The following is a 14,932-nucleotide window of genomic DNA, read 5'->3' on the forward strand; positions in this document are numbered from 1 at the left end:
GGAGATGGTCGGCTCGCCGGGGTTCCTCAGTTCCTTGGGAAGGCGGTGGCTTCCCAAGTGGCCCGGGGCGTCGGTGTCGCCCTCGCCGGTGGCGGGGTCGGGGCGCTGCCTCCCGGAACTCGTTCGGTCGGCATGCCGTCTTCGTCGGCGCGGGCCCAGGGTGCCACGGCCCCCGCGGACCGGGGCGCCGGTGTGTACTCCCCTGGGGTCCCTCCGGTCGGGGTGACGAACCGGCCCGCCGGGAGTACGACGGTGAACTCCGTGCGGCCCGGGACGCTTTCGGCGTGGATGCGGCCGTGGTGGGCCTTCGTGATCGCCGCGGCCACGGCGAGGCCGAGGCCCGAGCCGCCGTGGCCGGGAGAGACCCGGGAGCGGGAGGCGTCGGCGCGGGTGAAGCGCTCGAAGACACTGGGCAGCAAGCCGGGCGGGATGCCGGGACCGTCGTCACGGACCCGGATCACGCGCGACGCGCCGGTCACCTCCACCGTGGCGACGACCGTCGTACCCGCCGGCGTGTGCGCGCGGGCGTTGGCCAGCAGGTTCGCCACCACCCGGTGGAGCCGGGCCTCGTCGCCGGCCACCAGGGCCGGGGAGTCCGGGAAGGGGGCCAACCGCCAGGTGTGGTCCTCCCCCGCGGCCCGCGCCTCCCCCACCGCGTCGATGACCAGCGCCACCAGGTCCACCTCCGCCGACGCGGACGGCCGCCCCTCGTCGAGCCGGGCGAGCAGCAACAGGTCCTCGACGAGACCCGTCATCCGCGCCGACTCGGCGGACACCCGCCGCCAGGCCTGCGCCGGTTCGATCAGTCCGGTGCCCCTGTTCATCAGCTCCGCATATCCGGCGATGGACGCGAGCGGCGTACGGAGTTCATGGCTCGCGTCGGCGAGGAAGCGGCGCATGCGTTCCTCGCCGCGCTGCAACTCCTCCTCGCCGTAGAGGCGTTGTGCGCACGATGTCTCGGCATGGTCGATCAGGCTGTTGAGCGCGGCGCCGATCCGTCCGGCCTCGCCGCCGGGGTCGGTGTCCTGTTCGGGCACGGCCGGGCCGGTCACCCCGCCGTGTCCCGGCGTCGTCCGGGTGACCTCGACGGCCGTGGCGACGACCCGTTCGAGCGGGCGCAGCCGACGCCGCACGACGACCGCGCAGACGCCACCCGCGACGGTGAGGCCGGCGGCCCCCACCACACCCTCGACCACGGCCAGACCGCTGAGCATGTCCTGTACGTCGTCCATCGGGAGGGCGGTGAGGACGGGCCGTCCGCCGCCGTCGAGCGCGGTGACACGGTAGGCGCCGAGCCCGGGGACGGTACGGGTGTGCAGTGAGCCGTCCGCCTCGACACCGGCGAGGGCGGAGCGCTGGGCGGCGCCGAGATGGCGCGGCGCGCCGGAGCGGGTCACGAGCTCGGCCGCGATGACAGTTCCGCCGTCGTCGAGCCGGGCGGCGATCGTGCCGGTCGGCTGCCCCCGCGCGTCGAGGAACCCGAGGTCCGTCCCGGTGCCCGGCCCGGCCAGGACGCCGCTCCGGCTGCGCTCGGCGGCGTCGCCGACCCGCCGGTCCAAGTCGGCGAGCAGAAAGGCGCGTTGCGCGAGGACCGTGGCGCACGCCGTCGTCGCGCACACCGTGAAGAGTGCCAGTCCGATGAGCACGAGGAGCCGTGTGCGCAGGGAGCGCGCGCGAAGGAATCCCGTCCACGGGGAGCGGGTACGCGGCGAACGCGGCAGCGGGGACCGGCCGCGCGCGGATGCCGACGGCTGGGTTCGGGTACGGACGGACCGCGACGGCCGGAATCGGTCACGGACGAGTCGCAGCGCCCGGAAGCGGCCGCGCGGGGACCGCGGCGGCGGGAACCCACCGCGGCCGGGCCGCGACGGCGGAAATCGGCGGGGCAGGGATCGGGCCTCCGGAGATCGAGTACGTACGGATCGGGTACGAACACCTCGGCCAAGTACGCTTCGGCCACGGACGCATCGCGTCGGCAGGGACCTCGGGCAGAAGGACCGCTTCCGCCGGGACCGGCGGCGCCACCGCGTCCACGGTGGCCGGCGTGCGCCGGGCAGGGGGCTCATCTCCCGTCCACCGGCGGCCTGGTGGCGTACCCGAAACTACGCACCGTGCGGATCGCCCGCACCCGGCGTGTGTCGCGTTTCCGGCGCGGGCGGACGACGGACGGCGGCTCGGTGAGCACCGGCTCGTCGCCGACGATCGGTACACGGACTCGGACACGGCCGACAAGGACCCCAGATGCGCCAGACATGGGGCAATCGTGCCGCCGCCCGCTGAGGGAATCCTGTGTTCCACCTGAGCAACGCCGATGTCCTGAAACCGACTTCGGGGGCGACGGCGAAGGGCCGCACCCCCGTCGACCGGGGATGCGGCCCTCAACCGCCTCGGAGCTGCCCGGCAACCGCAGTGGGCCGCCCCGGCAACTACCTTGCCTGACCGCTTAGTTGCGGATCAGGTTGCGCAGCACGTACTGCATGATGCCGCCGTTGCGGTAGTAGTCCGCCTCGCCGGGGGTGTCGATGCGGACGACCGCGTCGAACTCGACGCCGGTGTCGGTGGTGACCTTCACCGTGCGCGGGGTGGTGCCGTTGTTGAGCTCCTCGACACCCGTGAAGGAGAAGGTCTCCTCGCCGGTCAGACCGAGGGACTCGGCCGTCGCGCCCTCCGGGAACTGGAGCGGCAGGACGCCCATGCCGATGAGGTTCGAGCGGTGGATGCGCTCGTACGACTCGGCGATGACGGCCTTGACGCCGAGGAGCGCGGTGCCCTTGGCGGCCCAGTCGCGGGACGAGCCGGAGCCGTACTCCTTGCCCGCCAGGATGACCAGCGGGATGCCCTGGTCGATGTAGTTGCGCGAGGCGTCGTAGATGAAGGAGACGGGGGCGCCTTCCTTCGTGAAGTCGCGGGTGTAGCCGCCCTCGGTGCCCGGCGCGATCTGGTTGCGCAGGCGGATGTTGGCGAACGTACCGCGGATCATGACCTCGTGGTTGCCGCGGCGCGAGCCGTAGCTGTTGAAGTCACGACGCTCGACACCGTGCTCCGTGAGGTACTTGCCTCCGGGGGTGTCGGCCTTGATCGCACCGGCCGGGGAGATGTGGTCGGTGGTGACCGAGTCGCCGAGCTTGGCGAGGACGCGCGCGCCGGCGATGTCGGAGACCGGGGTGGTCTCCATCGTCATGCCCTCGAAGTAAGGGGGCTTGCGGACGTACGTCGACTGCGGGTCCCACTCGAAGGTGTTGCCCTCGGGGATCGGCAGCGCCTGCCACTGGGCGTCGCCCGCGAAGACGTCCTGGTAGGACTTGTTGAACATGTCCTCGCCGATGGCGTTCGCCACGACGTCGTTGACCTCGGCCTCGGAGGGCCAGATGTCGGCCAGGTAGACCGGCTTGCCCTCGGTGTCGGTGCCGAGCGCGTCGCGGGTGATGTCCACCTTCATGGAGCCCGCGAGGGCGTAGGCGACGACCAGCGGCGGGGAGGCCAGGTAGTTCATCTTGACGTCGGGGTTGATACGGCCCTCGAAGTTCCGGTTGCCGGAGAGGACCGAGGTGACCGCGAGGTCGTGGTCGTTGACGGCCTTGGAGACCTCTTCCGGCAGCGGGCCGGAGTTGCCGATGCAGGTGGTGCAGCCGTAACCGACCAGGTTGAAGCCGACCTTGTCGAGGTAGGGGGTGAGCCCCGCCTTGTCGAAGTAGTCGGTCACGACCTTGGAGCCCGGGGCGAGGGTGGTCTTGACCCACGGCTTGCGGGTCAGGCCCTTCTCCACGGCCTTCTTCGCGACGAGCGCGGCGGCGACCATGACGTACGGGTTCGAGGTGTTGGTGCAGGAGGTGATGGCCGCGACCGTCACCGCGCCGTGGTCGATCTCGTAGGTCGAGCCGTCGGGGGCGGTCACGGTGACCGGGTTGGACGGGACGCCGTTGGCGGCGGCCGGGGAGTCGGAGGCCGGGAAGGACTCCTTGCCCGCCTCGTCGTCGTCGGCGACGTAGTTGCGCACGTCGCTCTTGAACTGCTCGGCGGCGTTCGCGAGGACGATGCGGTCCTGCGGGCGCTTCGGGCCGGCGATCGAGGGGACGACCGTGGAGAGGTCGAGCTCCAGCTTCTCGGAGAAGTCGGGCTCGGCGGCCGGGTCGAGCCAGAGGCCCTGCTCCTTGGCGTACGCCTCGACGAGCGCGAGCTGCTGCTCGGAGCGGCCGGTGAGCTTGAGGTACTTGATGGTCTCGCCGTCGATCGGGAAGATCGCGGCGGTGGAGCCGAACTCCGGCGACATGTTGCCGATGGTGGCGCGGTTGGCCAGCGACGTGGCGGCCACACCCTCGCCGTAGAACTCGACGAACTTGCCGACGACACCGTGCTTGCGCAGCATCTCGGTGATGGTCAGCACGAGGTCGGTGGCGGTCGTGCCCGGGGTGAGCTCACCGGTGAGCTTGAAGCCGACGACGCGCGGGATCAGCATGGAGACCGGCTGGCCGAGCATCGCGGCCTCGGCCTCGATGCCGCCGACGCCCCAGCCGAGGACGCCCAGGCCGTTGACCATCGTGGTGTGCGAGTCGGTGCCGACGAGGGTGTCGGGGTACGCCTGGCCGCCTCGGACCATGACCGTGCGCGCCAGGTGCTCGATGTTCACCTGGTGGACGATGCCGGTGCCCGGCGGGACGACCTTGAAGTCGTCGAACGCGGTCTGGCCCCAGCGCAGGAACTGGTAGCGCTCCTTGTTGCGGCCGTACTCCAGCTCGACGTTCTGGCCGAAGGCTTCCTTCGTACCGAACTTGTCGGCGATGACGGAGTGGTCGATGACCAGCTCGGCCGGGGAGAGCGGGTTGACCTTCGCCGGGTCGCCGCCGAGCTCCTTGACGGCCTCGCGCATGGTGGCGAGGTCGACGACACAGGGCACGCCGGTGAAGTCCTGCATGATCACGCGGGCGGGCGTGAACTGGATCTCCTGGCTCGGCTGCGCCTGGGAGTCCCAGTCACCGATGGACCGGATGTGGTCGGCGGTGATGTTCGCGCCGTCCTCCGTGCGGAGCAGGTTCTCCAGCAGCACCTTCAGGCTGTACGGAAGGCGAGCCGAGCCTTCCACCTTGTCCAGCCGGAAGATCTCGTACGACTCGTCGCCCACCTGCAGCGTGCTGCGGGCGTCGAAGCTGTTCGCCGACACGACAGTCTCCTTCATTGATGTGCGCGTTCCCACCGCATCCTGCCGCCACGACGTCATGGCCGATCCGCTAAGGTAAGGCTAAGTTAGGTAACCCTTACCGTCAGACCCGACGACGCCGTGCGGCTGCGGTACGCCTCGGCAGATATCTCGATGTCGAGATAACTCTAGTACATGGGGGCGGACAGGTCATGTCCGGGCGCCCGCATGTCCGGCCGGTGTCGCTTGTCCGATCGGAGCGAATTGCCCGGTCGTCATCCCTTGTCCGGTCGCCACCCCCCGCCCGACCGTCACCCGCCGTCCGGCCGACACCCCTTGCCCGATCGGAGCCAGCCGGCCGATCGGAGTCGCCCGGCCGGCACAGCCCGACCGACCGGCACAGCCCGACCGGCCGGCGAGAGCCATTTCCCCGGAGGCGAGCGGAAAGCCCGCATCGCCCGGAATCCGCCGGTCGCGACGGCGCCGGGCCGAAGGCGCCCGGCACCGGGCGCTCGCCCGCCGGTGACGGTCACTCATCCGGAACGGCGGAATCTCCGGACACCCCGGCCTCAGACGCCCAGGGGTGAAGTCCGGCACCCCCGAGGGCAACTCAGCTCCCCAGGGCGGAAGTTGACACCCCGAGGCAGAGGACAGGCACATCGGGGCCGTTTCGGGGTACCCGGTTGTCCGCCGGGAACGTCCCGGCCGAACCGACACCGGGGGCCGCCATGCCGCTCACCTTCCGCAAGAGCTTCCGCATCCTTCCGGGACTGCGGCTCAACATCAACCGCAAGTCGTGGTCCATCACCTCGGGCGGAAAGCACGGACCGAAGCGCACCCACAGCAGCACCGGACGCCGGACGACGTCGATGGACCTGCCCGGGCCGTTCGGCTGGCGCAAGACGACCCGGAAGTCAAAGTGACCCAATAGCGACATACGACCCCAGTATCGACGAACCGTCACGGAAGCGCCTCTTCACGGCATCCATCGGCGGCGGCGCGGGCTCGCGATGCCTCCCGGCACACCGCGAGCGTCGCCGCCGCGCCGGTGCGGGCACCCGAACTCCCCCTCGAACACGGCACGGTGGGCCCGGCCACCCGGAAGGCGGCGCTCCATTTCTCTTTATCTCACATCCGATATACGGTCGCGCCATGGCAGACGACTACCTCGTACGTATCGGCAAGCTCATCCGTGACGCCCGGCAACACCGGGGCTGGACACAGTCGCAGCTTGCCGAGGCGCTCGGCACCAGTCAGAGCGCCGTCAATCGCATCGAGCGCGGCAACCAGAACATCAGCCTTGAGATGATCGCCCGAATCGGTGAGGCGCTGGACAGCGAGATCGTCTCGCTCGGCTATGCGGGTCCGATGCATCTGCGCGTCGTCGGCGGCCGTCGTCTGTCCGGCTCGATCGACGTCAAGACCAGCAAGAACGCCTGCGTCGCGCTGCTGTGCGCGACGCTCCTGAACAAGGGGCGCACCGTGCTGCGCCGGGTGGCCCGGATCGAAGAGGTGTACCGCCTGCTGGAGGTCCTCAACTCCATCGGTGTCCGCACCCGCTGGATCAACGGCGGCGTCGACCTGGAGATCGTGCCGCCGAGCGAACTGGACATGGAGGCGATCGACGCCGAGGCCGCCATCCGCACGCGGTCCATCATCATGTTCCTCGGCCCGCTGCTGCACCGCCTGGACGCCTTCAAGCTGCCGTACGCGGGCGGCTGCGACCTGGGCACCCGGACCATCGAGCCGCACATGATCGCGCTGCGCCGGTTCGGCCTCGACATCGCCGCGACCGAGGGGCTCTACCACGCCCGGGTCGACCGTTCCGTCACGCCCGGACGGCCGATCGTGCTGACCGAGCGCGGGGACACGGTCACCGAGAACGCGCTGCTCGCCGCCGCCCGTCACGACGGCGTCACGGTCATCCGCAACGCGTCCTCCAACTACATGGTCCAGGACCTGTGCTTCTTCCTGGAGGCGCTGGGCGTACGGGTGGAGGGCATCGGCACCACGACGCTCACCGTGCACGGTGTGCCGAACATCGACGTCGACGTGGACTACTCGCCCTCCGAGGACCCGGTCGAGGCGATGAGCCTGCTCGCCGCCGCCGTGGTCACCGAGTCGGAGCTGACGGTCTGCCGGGTGCCGATCGAGTTCCTGGAGATCGAGCTCGCGGTCCTGGAGGAGATGGGCCTCGACCACGACCGTACGCCCGAGTACTTCGCGGACAACGGCCGTACGCGGCTGATCGACCTGACCGTGCGGCCCTCCAAGCTGGAGGCGCCCATCGACAAGATCCACCCGATGCCGTTCCCCGGCCTGAACATCGACAACGTCCCGTTCTTCGCGGCCATCGCGGCCTCCGCGCAGGGCAAGACGCTGATCCACGACTGGGTCTACGACAACCGGGCGATCTACCTGACGGACCTCAACCGCCTCGGCGGCCGGCTCCAGCTCCTCGACCCGCACCGCGTGCTCGTCGAGGGCCCGACCCGCTGGCGCGCCGCCGAGATGATGTGCCCGCCCGCGCTGCGGCCCGCCGTGGTCGTCCTGCTCGCGATGATGGCGGCCGACGGCACGTCGGTCCTGCGGAACGTGTACGTCATCAACCGCGGCTACGAGGACCTCGCCGAGCGCCTGAACTCGATCGGCGCGCAGATCGAGATCTTCCGGGACATCTGAGCGGCCTTCGCGCGAACGTCGCCGAACCACTTTCCGACCAGGGCGCGCACGGGTCGGGAGGCGGTGCGGCGGCACACTTTGGGGACGGGATCCCGCTCCCAGGCCCAAGTCCCCGCCACACAGGTGCCGTTCACGACCTCGCCCCGCACCTCAGCCGCCTGCGTGGACCGCGTACCCGACGAACACCGCCCAGGCACCCGCGCCAACAGCGAGCCCGGGGCGGGCGGTGTCCTTGGAGTCCCGGACATGGACTGTGTGAACGTGGGCGGCCACCTCGACGCATTCACCGCCTTCTTCACTGCTGTGGCTGCTCTTTGTCCAGAGCAGGCGAGAATCGCCGTGGCTGATGTTTGCGGCCTTCATAGCTCTCCCAGCAACGTATCGACGTACGCCATCGACTCGTGAGGCGTGAGCGCCTGCGCCCTGAGGCTGCTGTACTTGGTCTCCAGGCTGCGAACAGAGGCCCGTTCAGTGAGCAGTCGACTCGCGCTCTGCACCTCAACGTACGCGATCCTCCGTCCATCCCCTGTTTCGATCAAGGTGAAGGGACCGGCCGGACCCGCGTTCTCCTCCCGGTCCAGTGGCATGATCTGCACGTCCACGGTTCGCTTGCGGCCGGCGAGGCGCAACCGCTCCAACTGCCCGCGCAGCACTTGGCGTCCACCGATCGGTCTGTTGAGGACTGACTCGTCGATGACGAACGTGGCGAGTGGTGTGGGACGTCGCTCGAAGAACTCCTGACGAGCCAGCCGCCCCGCCACTCGTTCGTCGACGGTCGCGTCATCCAGCGGGGGCCTCATCATGCGAAAGACAGCTCGCGCGTAGTCCTCCGTCTGCAACAGACCTGGCACTGCCTGGTTCGCGTACACGTGGAGTTCAACCGCCTCCGCCTCCAAGCGGGCCGCGTCGCGGAAGAACGCCGGGAACTGCGCCCGCGCGACCTCCTCCTTCATCTCCCGCAAGACGCCGCCCGCGTCCAGCAGTTCGTCCGCCACGTCGATGAAGCGAGGAGGCGGCACCCGCCTCCCTTGCTCGAACGCCGCGATCGTGGAAGCCGAGTACCCGGTCCCCGCCCCGACGTCAGCGCGCTCCAGAGCGGCTCGCAGCCGGAACCGCTTCAGCTGCCGCCCGAAGACCCGGATGACGCCCGACCCCGGTTCCGGCGGGTCCGGAGCCTCTGTGTCGTGGTCCGAGCCCCCGTCCGCAGCCGCGGTTCCGCCCGACTCCCGTACCGGTTCACTCACCCGCCCGCTCACCTCCGCCCGCCCCTTGCACCGACCAACGCAAACGCTAGGAAGCACACGCTCACGACGTCGGTGAACCCCAAAGGTTCACCCGGACAAGTGCGCACCGTCGGTGCGCACGGATCATGCGTGCGGAAGGCCCGTTCGTTCTCCTCGCCCTCGTCCTGGCCATCCACCTTTGCGTACTGCCTTCCGGAGTCGAAGGACCCCGGTGGCGCACGGTCCGCACTGCGGTGATCTCCGGTTCCCACGCACCGCACATGGCGGTCGGCCGTCTCCCCGGAGCATCCGCGACGGAACGGAATGCCGTCCAGCGGGCCGGGACTTGCACACTGGAACTCTTGCCCCAGCGGGGAAACCAACACCCGTGGCGGGCCTTGGCAAGATGATCCGAAACCCCTTGCTCCGGGACCGGAAACGTGACACCTTGCGGCTCGGTCGACCCGGCCGATCGCGACCGGGGAAGCCGCCGGTCGGCCGACTCGCACACCGCGTGAGTGCCCTTCCGGGCGACACCGTGCTCCCACGCCCATGGGAGCAGGCACCGATCTCCCTGCACGGCGTGTAAGGGGGTCCTTCGTTCCACAGGAGGCCCTTGTGCACGCAACCGACGTACCCGGTGAGCCCCAGAACTGGCAGCTCTACCGTCACGCTGTCGTGGACATCCACTTTCACGACCGGACCGTCCGGGTCGAGCCGCGTTCGCCGGGTACGGCCGAGGGATCCTTCCCGAACGCGGCCGGCGGCACCGCCCTTCATGTGATCACGGCCTGGAATCCCTTTGGCCGTACCGCCTCCGCCGAGTACAACGCCCGTGCTCACGGCCTGCTGCTCGACGAGCTCGCCCGGCAGGGGCTCACCTGGTGGCCGGCGGCAGGCGGAGACGCGCGCGGCATGCACGTCGAGGAGAGTGTCGCCGTCGCGGGCATGAGCGACGACGCGGCACACGAACTGGGACGGCGCTTCGGCCAGGACGCGATCTTCACCTGGACTCCCGACGCATGGCGTCTATCGGTGTGCGACGGCGACACCGCCGCCACGAGTGGATGGGCGGCGTTCACCAGCACCACGGGCGCCCACGTACGACAGGAGCGTTGACGATGGGCATGTATCCCATGCGGACCCCGGACCGCTGTCCCCACTGCGGCAGAGCTCTCGCCGGCCCACCCGCCGAACGGGTCGCGGCCGACGGCTTCCCGGCGGAGGTGGCCTACGAGACCGACCCCCGGTGCGGTGCGCGCTGGCACGTGTGGGACAAGACGTCTCCACTGCGCCGGCTGGCCCGCCCGTACGTGGACGGCACGGATTGACATCGACGACGCCCGGGGCATCCGTGGGACCGCGTCAGGCACCGGTCGGCGCGGGTCTGCGTCCGGCGCGAGAGGGGCCGCCGACCCGCACGATCGGCGGCCCCTCTCGTACGCGCTCAGCCCTGGCGTCGTACGCGCTCAGCCCTGCGCGACGGTGACGTCCTGCTCCCGGACGGCGTGGACCGTGGGCAGGGGGAGGCCGGTGGCGCTGATGTCGAACACCGTGGCCTCGACGTGCGCCGGTCCCGGGACGAGGGTTCTGGGCGCGCTCTTCTCCGAGTTGCTCCAGCGATGCTCCGCGCCGTCGCAGACCGCCGAGGAGCCGCCGATGGGGTGGCTGGCCAAGGGATCGCCCTGGGACACCGTGGAGGACACGAACACGGGCCCGGCGGCACCCGTGCAGCGGTAGGTGCCGGAGAGGGTGATGGTGCCGTCGGCGGCGACCGTGCCGGTGGCGTCGACGGTCACCTCGTCGGACGGGGCGGTCCGGGCGCTGTCGTGCGGGGCGGACACGGCGACGGCGGACGGGGCGAGGAGCAGGAGCAGCGCGGCACCGGCGGCCGTGCCGACGGCCTGGCGGAATGACATGGAGTACCTCCTGGAGCGGGGGCCTGGAAAGGGCGCTCAACAGGTACCTGCCCGGAGCCCCGAGGGCGGTGATCATCACCCCTTTGGTGGCGAGTTGGCACCGTCCGTCTCGGGGACGTCCGAGAGTTGTCCTCGTGTTGTCACGCTTCACGACCGGCTGTTCCGATCAGTTCGCCGCGCGCGCATGTTCTATGTGTGCGAGGGCGACGACAACGCCGCCGACACTCTTCGCATCCCACGTGGAGGTGCACCATGTGCTCACACCGGTCTTCGTGCCCGTCCGTGGACGCCGCCGCCCCGCATATCGTTTCGGCCCACCCCGAGCAGGGCTGGAACCTCCTGTGCAACGGCGCGATCGTCTTCGACGACAGTGGCGAGTTGCTTCCCGACGGCAGCGTGATCGCTCCGCACCGGGTGTTCGTCGAGCGGCTGGCCGTCGCGGCCTGAACTCCGGCCGCTCTCCCCGCGGGCCCTACGCCAGTACGGCGAAGCCGTCGAGTTCGACCAGCGCCTGTTCGTCCCACAGGCGCGTGGCGCCGATGACGGCCATCGCGGGGTAGTCGCGGCCCGCCAACCGGCGCCAGATGCGGCCCAGTTCGGGCGCGTGGATCCGGTAGTCGGCGACGTCCGTGGCGTAGACCGTGACCCGGGCGAGGTCCGCCGGTTCGCCGCCCGCCGCGCGCAGCGCGGTCAGCAGATTGGTCAGCGCCCGCTCGAACTGCAGGGGCAAAGTCTCCCCCACCACCTTTCCGTCCACGTCGAGCGCGGTCTGGCCGGCCAGGAAGACGACACGGGAACCGGTGGCGACGACGGCGTGGGAGAACCCGGCCGGCGGTGAGAGCTCCGGCGGGTTGACGCGCTCGGCGGTCATGCGGACCCCGTTCCGTGTGGTCGGTCGACGGTCATGCGGAAGGCCGTTCCGTGTACTCGGTCGACAGTGACGCCGAGCCCGTTTCCCGTGGCTGCTCGGCGGTCATGCCGACCCCGCTCCCCGTGGCCGGTCGGCCGCTTCCGGGCATTGTGCGGCCGCCCGGTACAACTCCTTGGCGATGACGGTTCGTTGGACCTCGCTGGCCCCCTCGTAGATGCGCGGCGCGCGCACCTCGCGGTAGAGGTGTTCGAGGAGATGGCCGCGGCGCAGGGCGCGGGCGCCGTGCAACTGGACGGCCGCGTCGACGACGTACTGGGCCGTCTCGGTCGCGAGCAGCTTCGCCATCGCCGCCCGCCGGGGCACGTCCGGTGCCCCCTCGTCGTACGCCGCCGCGGCCGCGTACACCATCAGACGGGCCGCCTCGGTGCGCAGCGCCATCTCGGCGACCCGGTGGGCCACGGTCTGCAGGTCCTTCAGCGGGCCGCCGAACGCCTGGCGCCGCGTCGTGTGCGCGAGGGTCGCGTCGAGCGCGGCCTGCGCCATGCCGACGGCGAAGGCGCCCACGCTCGGCCGGAAGAGGTTGAGGGTGTTCATGGCGACCCGGAAGCCCTGGCCGGGTTCTCCGAGGACGTCGTCGACCGTGACGGGTACGGCGTCGAAGGCGAGGGCGCCGATGGGGTGCGGGGAGAGCATGTCGAGCGGGGTGCCGGTGAGGCCGGGCCGGTCGGCGGGGACGAGGAAGGCGGTGACGCCGCGGGCTCCGGCGTCGGGCGCGGTCCGCGCGAAGACGGTGTAGAAGTCGGCCGCGGGGGCGTTGGAGATCCAGCACTTCTCGCCGGTGAGCCGCCAGCCGCCGGAGCCGCCACCGGTACCGTCCTCGTCCGCCCGGAGCGCCAGCGCGGCGGCGTCCGAGCCCGCGCCGGGCTCGCTCAGCGCGAAGGCCGCCACGGCGGTGCCGTCCGCGACCCGGGGCAGCCAGTGCTCGCGCTGGGCCGCGGTGCCGTACGCGTGGACCGGGTGGGCGCCGAGCCCCTGGAGGGCCAGGGCCGTCTCGGCCTCGGTGGAGACCTGGGCCAGGGACTCGCGCATCAGGCAGAGGTCGAGGGCACCCGAGGTGAACAGGCGGGAGAGCAGGCCGAGTCGGCCGAGTCCGGCGACGAGTGGTCGGTTGACGTGACCCGGCTCGCCCTTGTCCGCCAGTGGGCGCAGGTGTTCCGCGGCCAGGGTACGCAGTTCGGCACACCAGGCGATCTGTCCCGTATCAAGCGAGAATGCGGTCATTGCCCGTCCCCTCTCCCCGTCGGACACCCCCACGTTATCGCGAACCGTTGACTGTCGTCACCAACACGATACGCTCCTTGTGCGAGCCCACCACGACGCCCACCAAGGCAAGGGGGCGAACCTCCATGGACCCTGTGGATCCCGCGGATCGAGCGGATCCCGCGGACACCTTGGGGCCGGCACCCTCGGCCCACGTCGACAGCTTCGCGCGCGACCATCTCCCGCCCCCCGAGCAGTGGCCCGAACTCCGCTTCGACCTGCCCGGACTGCGCTACCCCGTTCGGCTCAACTGCGCTGCCGAGCTCCTCGCGGACACCGACCCCGGACGCCCGGTGTTCCGTACGCCGTCCGGCGATCCGTGGACGTACGGCCAACTGCGCGCCCGTGTCGACCGGATCGCCCACGTGCTGACCGGCGAACTGGGCGTCGTCCCGGGCAACCGGGTGCTGCTGCGCGGCCCGACCACACCGTGGCTGGCGGCCTGCTGGCTGGCGGTGCTGAAGGCGGGCGCGGTCGCCGTCACGGTGCTCGCGCAGCAGCGGCCGCACGAGCTGAGCACGATGTGCGGGATCGCGCGGGTGACGCACGCCCTGTGCGACATCCGCTCGGTCGACGACCTGGCCAAGGCGGGGATCCCCGGACTGCGGGTCACGACGTACGGCGGTGACGCGCCCGACGATCTGCTGCTGCGGATCACCGGCGCCCCGGACGAACCCTTCGAGGCGGTGGACACGGCCGCCGACGACGTGGCGCTGATCGCGTTCACCTCGGGCACCACCGGACGGCCCAAGGGCTGTATGCACTTCCACCGCGATGTGCTGGCGATAGCGGACACCTTCTCGAAGCATGTGCTGCAGCCCCATGAGGACGATGTCTTCGCGGGCAGTCCTCCCCTGGGTTTCACCTTCGGCCTCGGCGGTCTCGTCGTCTTCCCCCTGCGGACCGGCGCCTGCTCCCTGCTCCTCGAACAGGCGGGCCCCAAGCAGTTGCTGCCCGCGATCGCCGAGCACCGGGTCTCGGTGCTGTTCACCGCGCCGACCGCCTACCGGGCGATGCTCGCGGAACTGGCCGAGCCGGACGAGCACGACATCGGGTCGCTGCGGCGCTGTGTCTCCGCGGGCGAGAACCTGCCCGCGGCGACCTGGCGTGACTGGCACGGGCGCACCGGGCTCGGCATCATCAACGGCATCGGCGCCACCGAACTGCTGCACATCTTCATCTCCGCCGCCGACGGGCAGATCCGCCCCGGCACCACGGGCCTGCCCGTGCCGGGGTGGCACGCGCGCGTGGTCGACACCGAGGGGGCGCCGCTTCCGGACGGCGAACCCGGGCTGCTCGCCGTACGCGGGCCGGTCGGCTGCCGGTATCTCGCCGATCCCCGGCAGCGGGAGTACGTGCGCGGCGGCTGGAACATCACCGGCGACACCTACGTACGTGAATCCGACGGCTACTTCCGTTATGTGGCCCGCGCCGACGACATGATCATCTCGGCGGGGTACAACATCGCGGGCCCCGAGGTCGAGGACGCGCTGACGCGGCACCCGGACGTTCTCGAGACGGCCGTCGTCGGGCGGCCCGACGAGGCGCGCGGGCAGATCGTGGTGGCCTACACGGTGCTCAAGCAGGGCGCGCGCCGGGACGCCGAGGCACTGCGCGCCTTCCTCAAGTCCGAGCTGGCGCCGTACAAGTGCCCCCGCGAGATCGTCTTCCTGGACGCGCTGCCCCGCACCGCCACAGGCAAGCTCCAACGGTTCAGGCTACGGGAAAAGACCGAGGCTGAGGCCGACTTGTCCACAGGCGGCGATCCCAAGTGATCTTCGCG

General features: G+C 70.7%; 13 protein-coding genes. 6 read left to right on the forward strand and 7 right to left on the reverse strand.

The features are described 5' to 3' along the window. Positions 1–26 precede the first annotated feature (26 nt). Positions 27–1,646: a sensor histidine kinase gene (locus ACIQRL_RS15190; protein ID WP_401331656.1), complete on the reverse strand. Its 1,620-nt coding sequence runs from the start codon at positions 1,644–1,646 to the stop codon at positions 27–29. 797 nt (positions 1,647–2,443) lie between these two features. Continuing rightward, the gene (gene acnA / locus ACIQRL_RS15195) at positions 2,444–5,158 is read right to left on the reverse strand and encodes an aconitate hydratase AcnA (protein WP_401331658.1); all 2,715 of its coding nucleotides are present in this window, start codon (positions 5,156–5,158) and stop codon (positions 2,444–2,446) included. 704 nt (positions 5,159–5,862) lie between these two features. On the opposite strand from acnA, the gene ACIQRL_RS15200 reads away from it, so the two are divergent. Both ACIQRL_RS15200 and ACIQRL_RS15205 read left to right on the forward strand, forming a co-directional pair. Beyond that, positions 5,863–6,057, forward strand: coding sequence for a DUF4236 domain-containing protein (locus ACIQRL_RS15200; protein ID WP_339132092.1), 195 nt, complete (start codon positions 5,863–5,865; stop codon positions 6,055–6,057). 229 nt (positions 6,058–6,286) lie between these two features. After that, entirely contained in the window at positions 6,287–7,816 is a 1,530-nt protein-coding gene (locus ACIQRL_RS15205) for a helix-turn-helix domain-containing protein (RefSeq protein WP_401331660.1), read from the forward strand. A 150-nt stretch (positions 7,817–7,966) separates the two neighbouring features. Here ACIQRL_RS15205 and ACIQRL_RS15210 read toward each other — a convergent pair whose 3' ends face one another. Together ACIQRL_RS15210 and ACIQRL_RS15215 are read right to left on the reverse strand one after the other, a co-directional pair. Then, positions 7,967–8,179, reverse strand: a complete 213-nt coding sequence (locus ACIQRL_RS15210; RefSeq protein WP_401331661.1) for a DUF397 domain-containing protein — start codon at positions 8,177–8,179, stop codon at positions 7,967–7,969. Further along, a complete protein-coding gene (locus tag ACIQRL_RS15215; protein ID WP_401331662.1) occupies positions 8,176–9,060 on the reverse strand; it encodes a helix-turn-helix domain-containing protein in 885 nt (294 codons plus the stop codon). Before ACIQRL_RS15215 ends, ACIQRL_RS15210 begins: the two co-directional genes overlap by 4 nt. A gap of 597 nt (positions 9,061–9,657) precedes the next feature. Between ACIQRL_RS15215 and ACIQRL_RS15220 the strand changes: the two genes are divergently transcribed. Together ACIQRL_RS15220 and ACIQRL_RS15225 are read left to right on the forward strand one after the other, a co-directional pair. Then, a complete protein-coding gene (locus ACIQRL_RS15220) occupies positions 9,658–10,158 on the forward strand; it encodes a DUF3293 domain-containing protein (protein WP_401331663.1) in 501 nt (166 codons plus the stop codon). Between the two features lie 2 nt (positions 10,159–10,160). Next, a complete protein-coding gene (locus ACIQRL_RS15225; RefSeq protein WP_401331664.1) occupies positions 10,161–10,370 on the forward strand; it encodes a hypothetical protein in 210 nt (69 codons plus the stop codon). 138 nt (positions 10,371–10,508) lie between these two features. On the opposite strand, the gene ACIQRL_RS15230 is transcribed toward ACIQRL_RS15225, so the two are convergent. Continuing rightward, positions 10,509–10,958: a DUF6299 family protein gene (locus ACIQRL_RS15230; protein ID WP_401331665.1), complete on the reverse strand. Its 450-nt coding sequence runs from the start codon at positions 10,956–10,958 to the stop codon at positions 10,509–10,511. A 252-nt stretch (positions 10,959–11,210) separates the two neighbouring features. On the opposite strand from ACIQRL_RS15230, the gene ACIQRL_RS15235 reads away from it, so the two are divergent. Next, positions 11,211–11,405, forward strand: a complete 195-nt coding sequence (locus ACIQRL_RS15235; RefSeq protein ID WP_401331666.1) for a DUF5999 family protein — start codon at positions 11,211–11,213, stop codon at positions 11,403–11,405. 25 nt (positions 11,406–11,430) lie between these two features. Here ACIQRL_RS15235 and ACIQRL_RS15240 read toward each other — a convergent pair whose 3' ends face one another. Both ACIQRL_RS15240 and ACIQRL_RS15245 read right to left on the reverse strand, forming a co-directional pair. Further along, on the reverse strand, positions 11,431–11,829 hold the full coding sequence (locus ACIQRL_RS15240) for a RidA family protein (RefSeq protein ID WP_401331667.1): 399 nt from the start codon (positions 11,827–11,829) through the stop codon (positions 11,431–11,433). 102 nt (positions 11,830–11,931) lie between these two features. After that, positions 11,932–13,110: an acyl-CoA dehydrogenase family protein gene (locus ACIQRL_RS15245; RefSeq protein WP_401331668.1), complete on the reverse strand. Its 1,179-nt coding sequence runs from the start codon at positions 13,108–13,110 to the stop codon at positions 11,932–11,934. Between the two features lie 125 nt (positions 13,111–13,235). Between ACIQRL_RS15245 and ACIQRL_RS15250 the strand changes: the two genes are divergently transcribed. After that, entirely contained in the window at positions 13,236–14,924 is a 1,689-nt protein-coding gene (locus ACIQRL_RS15250; protein ID WP_401331669.1) for an AMP-binding protein, read from the forward strand. The last annotated feature ends 8 nt before the right edge of the window (positions 14,925–14,932 follow it).

It is taken from the genome of Streptomyces sp. NPDC091209 (genome assembly GCF_044757755.1).
GTDB lineage: Bacteria > Actinomycetota > Actinomycetes > Streptomycetales > Streptomycetaceae > Streptomyces.

Excerpts from the sequence above, each read along its gene's own strand:
- ACIQRL_RS15210 (WP_401331661.1), bottom strand. The coding sequence starts at position 8,179 with ATGAAGGCCGCAAACATCAGCCACGGCGATTCTCGCCTGCTCTGGACA.
- ACIQRL_RS15250 (WP_401331669.1), top strand. The coding sequence starts at position 13,236 with ATGGACCCTGTGGATCCCGCGGATCGAGCGGATCCCGCGGACACCTTG.
- ACIQRL_RS15240 (WP_401331667.1), bottom strand. The coding sequence starts at position 11,829 with ATGACCGCCGAGCGCGTCAACCCGCCGGAGCTCTCACCGCCGGCCGGG.
- ACIQRL_RS15225 (WP_401331664.1), top strand. The coding sequence starts at position 10,161 with ATGGGCATGTATCCCATGCGGACCCCGGACCGCTGTCCCCACTGCGGC.
- ACIQRL_RS15235 (WP_401331666.1), top strand. The coding sequence starts at position 11,211 with ATGTGCTCACACCGGTCTTCGTGCCCGTCCGTGGACGCCGCCGCCCCG.
- ACIQRL_RS15245 (WP_401331668.1), bottom strand. The coding sequence starts at position 13,110 with ATGACCGCATTCTCGCTTGATACGGGACAGATCGCCTGGTGTGCCGAA.
- ACIQRL_RS15200 (WP_339132092.1), top strand. The coding sequence starts at position 5,863 with ATGCCGCTCACCTTCCGCAAGAGCTTCCGCATCCTTCCGGGACTGCGG.
- ACIQRL_RS15230 (WP_401331665.1), bottom strand. The coding sequence starts at position 10,958 with ATGTCATTCCGCCAGGCCGTCGGCACGGCCGCCGGTGCCGCGCTGCTC.
- ACIQRL_RS15205 (WP_401331660.1), top strand. The coding sequence starts at position 6,287 with ATGGCAGACGACTACCTCGTACGTATCGGCAAGCTCATCCGTGACGCC.